The organism is Cellulophaga sp. (genome assembly GCF_039943695.1).
In the GTDB taxonomy this organism is placed as follows: domain Bacteria; phylum Bacteroidota; class Bacteroidia; order Flavobacteriales; family Flavobacteriaceae; genus Cellulophaga.
This window is the reverse complement of the sequence record NZ_JBDVAA010000127.1, coordinates 1-3993: the sequence shown is the minus strand read 5'-3', so window position 1 is coordinate 3993 and position 3993 is coordinate 1. Positions and strand designations below refer to the sequence as shown.

Genomic DNA, 3993 nt, shown 5'->3' with positions numbered 1-3993 from the left:
TAGTTTTTTTTCTTCATTAGGTAATGCTACGTTTAACCATTTAGCCATTACAGACAGTGTTGTACCTTGTATTAATACAGAAGAAACTGAAATGAAAAATACGATGTTAAACATCATATCTGCTTTGTCTATACCAGCCAATAAAGGGTACGTAGCAAATACAATTGGTACTGCACCACGTAAACCAACCCACGAAATATAAAAACGACGTCTAAATTTCATTTTAAAAAAGAGTAGACTTAGAAATACACTTACAGGGCGTGCTACTAAAATTAAGAATAAAGATATAAGTATTCCAATACCAAAAACAGGAACAATTTTAGAAGGGAAAACAAGCAAGCCAAGCGTTAAGAATAATACAATTTGCATTAACCAAGCTAAACCATCGTACATTTTTAAAATGGTTTTTTTATGAATTAAATCTTGATTACCTAAATAAACAGCACAAATATAAATTGCTAAAAAACCATTACCACCAACAAAGTCTGTTGCAGAAAATGTAATAAACATTAATGCAATTACTAGCACTGGGTAAAGGCCTTCAAAATCTAGTTTAATTTTATTTATAATGTACTTGCTAAGTTTACCAAAACCAAAACCTGCTATTGCACCAAATGCCATTTGTTGTATAAACATTGGTATGATAGAGAATATACTCTGGTCCTGATTTATTACTAGTGTTAAAAAGGCAAGTGTTAGCACATATGCCATAGGGTCATTACTACCACTTTCTAACTCTAAGGTTGGTCTTAAATTATTTTTTAATGCTAAGTTTTTAGATCTTAAAATAGAAAATACAGCAGCAGCATCTGTAGAAGACACAATAGAGCCAAGTAGCATACTTTCATAAATTGTAAAATTTGTAATATAAAATACAAAAGTACCTATAGTAACTGCGGTTAAAAGGACGCCTATGGTAGAGAGTACAATACCTTCTTTTAGTATAGGTTTTACAGTGTTCCAGTTGGTATCTAATCCACCAGAAAAAAGAATAAAATTTAAAGATACTATACCTATAAACTGTGCAAGTTTAGGATCATCAAACTTAATACCTCCAATGCCGTCAGACCCAGCAAGCATTCCTATTACTAAAAATAATAGTAAGGTTGGTACTCCAAATTTATAAGATGTTTTACCTACTATAATGCTAATAAAAAGAAGAATAGAGCCAACTAAAACAATATTTTCTATGGTTAAATTCATACAAGCGTTAATTTTTATAAGCTCACAAAAATAATGGTAAAATTTCTATAAAAATATGTATTTATGTTAATGTATTACAAGGAAATGTACAATTATTAAACTGTTCTTTTTTATACTTTGTTTTTCTCTGTTTTTTTGTAAATCCACTCTAAAACAAAGCATAATGCAATTATACTTAAAGATATAATTACTCCTAAAACATTAGAGGTATATTGTTGTTGTAATAAAGCCAAAGTAGCTATTATACAAAGTGTAAAACCAATTAAAGGAATACTTTTTTTAGACCCCGTTTCTTTTGCTCTTCTGTAACCACCTAAATTAACAATGCCAAATATTACTAAAAAACCAACACTGCCAGCTGTAGAAATACTTTCTAGGTCTAATACATTTACTAAAACTAATGTTGCTAAAGCTGTAATTAATAGTCCTATAGGTTGATTCCATAATTTAGATAAAAAATTATGAGGAAGCTCATCATCCTGAGCAATTTCAAAATTAACACGACTACCACCATATAATGAAGCATTAATAGCTGAAAAAGTAGAAATTAAAGCAGCTATTGTAATAATTGAAAATCCAATTTTACCAAGCATTGGCTCAGCAGCTTCTGCCAAAACATAATCTTTTGCAATTGCAATTTTAGAAAAGGGTAGAGAGCCAACAGTAACAAAGGCAATAATTATGTAAAGGATTATTACAAAAATTACAGAGTAGTAATAGGCTTTAGGAATATTTTTTTCTGGATTAATAATGTCAGGTGCAGCATTTGCTATAAGCTCAAAACCTTCGTAAGCAACAAAAATAACCATACCGCCAGCAAATAGTTTAACAGGATTTTCCCATTGGGATATTGCTAGTTGTGATAGGTTAGGATTGCCAAATAAACCATAAGCGCCAACAAAAATAAAAGAGATTAATATTACCAGTTTTATAATTACTGCATAAGATTCTATTTTACCCACAACCGTAATACTGTAGTAATTTATAACGGTAGCTAAAATAATAATACCACTAGCATAAATATGAAAATCTAATGTTTTATGTGTTGTAATTTCTAGTAAGTTAGGGGCATAAGAGCCAAAAGCACTAGCGTATAAGGATAGCATAATAATATAGCTAACCCAAAGTAAATTATTTATGGCACCACTAAATATAGAAACTCCAAAGCCTTTGTTTATAAACTTTACAGTACCACCTCTGTCTGGGTAGGTTTTAGAAAGTTTAACGTAACTATAAGATGTTATAAGAGCTAACATACCTGCAAATAAAAATGCTATTGGTGTACCACCTTTTGCAAGGGAAACTGCAAGTCCTAACACTGCAAAAATACCACCACCAACCATACCACCTATACCAATAGATATGGCATCTCGTAATTTTATTTTAGAATTTTGGTTTGTCATTTATACAAGTCTAGTTTTACTAGTACAAAGATAAAAAAACCATTTTAGCTGATTGTTTTATTCGCTTTTTAAAAGCTTCCACCACTTTTTCTTTTGTGGAGTTAAATCTACTCTGGTGTTTAAAAAGTCAAAATATTTCTTGTCTTCTTGCATAAAAATAGGTTTACCTTTTATGGCATATGCTCTATTAAGTTCGCATTCTGCTCTGTATTTGTTTCCAATTTCTAATTGGCATTGTCCTAATCTTAAATGTATAAAAGGGTTGCCAATAGCATCAGGACAGTGCATAGCGTCAGATAAGTTTTTTACGCCAGCTTTATAATCTTTATTAACAAAGTTAATATCGCCAATAGAAGCCAACACCCAAGTGCTTGTTTCCCATTTTGTTTTAGGCTCTGGTATTAGATCATAAGCAAGCCAGTATTTTTGTAATGCATTGGTGTATTCTTCTTTTTCTATAAGCAAATCTGCTGTCTTAGATAATTGTAAAATTTGCATGTAAATTTTCTCGTCCAATTCCTTCATTTGGATTTTTTAAGAGCAAAATTTACATCCTTTTTTAATCATATAAGTTGTTTATTTTTAAAGCATTGATAACTTAATGTTTAATTAACTTTTTACAGTTTAAAGGTTAACTCTTTGTAATTTATTTTAGGCTATTAATCATTTTTTTAAAGTGAGGATAATAGATGCGTCCCCACATTGGGTTTTTATCAAATTGATGTACTTCTTTGGTATCTGGATTAAAAATTACTGGAATTGTGAATCCTGCCCATTTTTTACCATTCTTTAATTTTTTGCAATATTCTTTTGCGTCTTCGTCAATATTATTAGAAATTAATATTGATACAACACCAATTGCAGACTGTAAACCACGTGGCCAACCAGTATAATTTGTTTTTGTAAAATTAAAAGATTCTGTTAAGTGTTGGTCTACTATTGTAGAGGTGATTTTTTCATCTTTAAAATCTGTAACCACAATAAACGTATTAAGTTGTGTTGCCATCCAACTTAGTTTAAATTTTTTCTCGTAGCCAATAACACTTCTTTTGTCTAGTATATTATCATCAGAGTGATAAATTCCTTGTGAATTTAATCTTTGTTTAATAGTATCTGTATTCATCGTAAAAAAGGTTTAGTTGTTTTTTTATTTTAATACTCCAAAACTAATAGACTAATAAAAATAAATACTCCCTGTTTTCCGTGAAATGACTGTTTTACAGTTTTTTAAAATTAATTATTATTGTTTTTCTGCTAATTCTTTAAGTACAGAAATAGCTTTTTTAGTATCGTTTTTATCTACAAATATGTGATCATGATAATATGCAGCAATTACATTACAGCTTATATTGTGTTTTGTAAGTTCTGTAGAAAAAGCTGCTGTTAG

5 protein-coding genes are annotated in these 3993 nt (G+C 29.8%); all 5 read right to left on the bottom strand.

Translation table 11 applies throughout. The features are described from left to right. Positions 1-1203, bottom strand: a 1203-nt coding sequence (locus tag ABJD66_RS08775; RefSeq protein ID WP_348130520.1) for a potassium/proton antiporter, incomplete at its 3' end; no start/stop codon positions are given. A gap of 110 nt (positions 1204-1313) precedes the next feature. Next, positions 1314-2606, bottom strand: a complete 1293-nt coding sequence (locus ABJD66_RS08770) for an APC family permease (RefSeq protein WP_348130517.1) — start codon at positions 2604-2606, stop codon at positions 1314-1316. Between the two features lie 57 nt (positions 2607-2663). Further along, the gene (locus tag ABJD66_RS08765) at positions 2664-3131 is read right to left on the bottom strand and encodes a hypothetical protein (protein WP_100896610.1); all 468 of its coding nucleotides are present in this window, start codon (positions 3129-3131) and stop codon (positions 2664-2666) included. Positions 3132-3252: 121 nt separating this feature from the next. Beyond that, positions 3253-3729, bottom strand: a complete 477-nt coding sequence (locus tag ABJD66_RS08760) for a hypothetical protein (RefSeq protein ID WP_348130514.1) — start codon at positions 3727-3729, stop codon at positions 3253-3255. A gap of 117 nt (positions 3730-3846) precedes the next feature. Then, on the bottom strand, positions 3847-3993 hold a 147-nt coding region (locus ABJD66_RS08755; protein ID WP_348130523.1), incomplete at its 5' end, for an ACT domain-containing protein.

What these genes read in the sequence shown, in the direction of transcription:
- ABJD66_RS08770 (WP_348130517.1), bottom strand. Translation starts at nt 2,606, where the DNA reads ATGACAAACCAAAATTCTAAAATAAAATTACGAGATGCCATATCTATT.
- ABJD66_RS08765 (WP_100896610.1), bottom strand. Translation starts at nt 3,131, where the DNA reads ATGAAGGAATTGGACGAGAAAATTTACATGCAAATTTTACAATTATCT.
- ABJD66_RS08760 (WP_348130514.1), bottom strand. Translation starts at nt 3,729, where the DNA reads ATGAATACAGATACTATTAAACAAAGATTAAATTCACAAGGAATTTAT.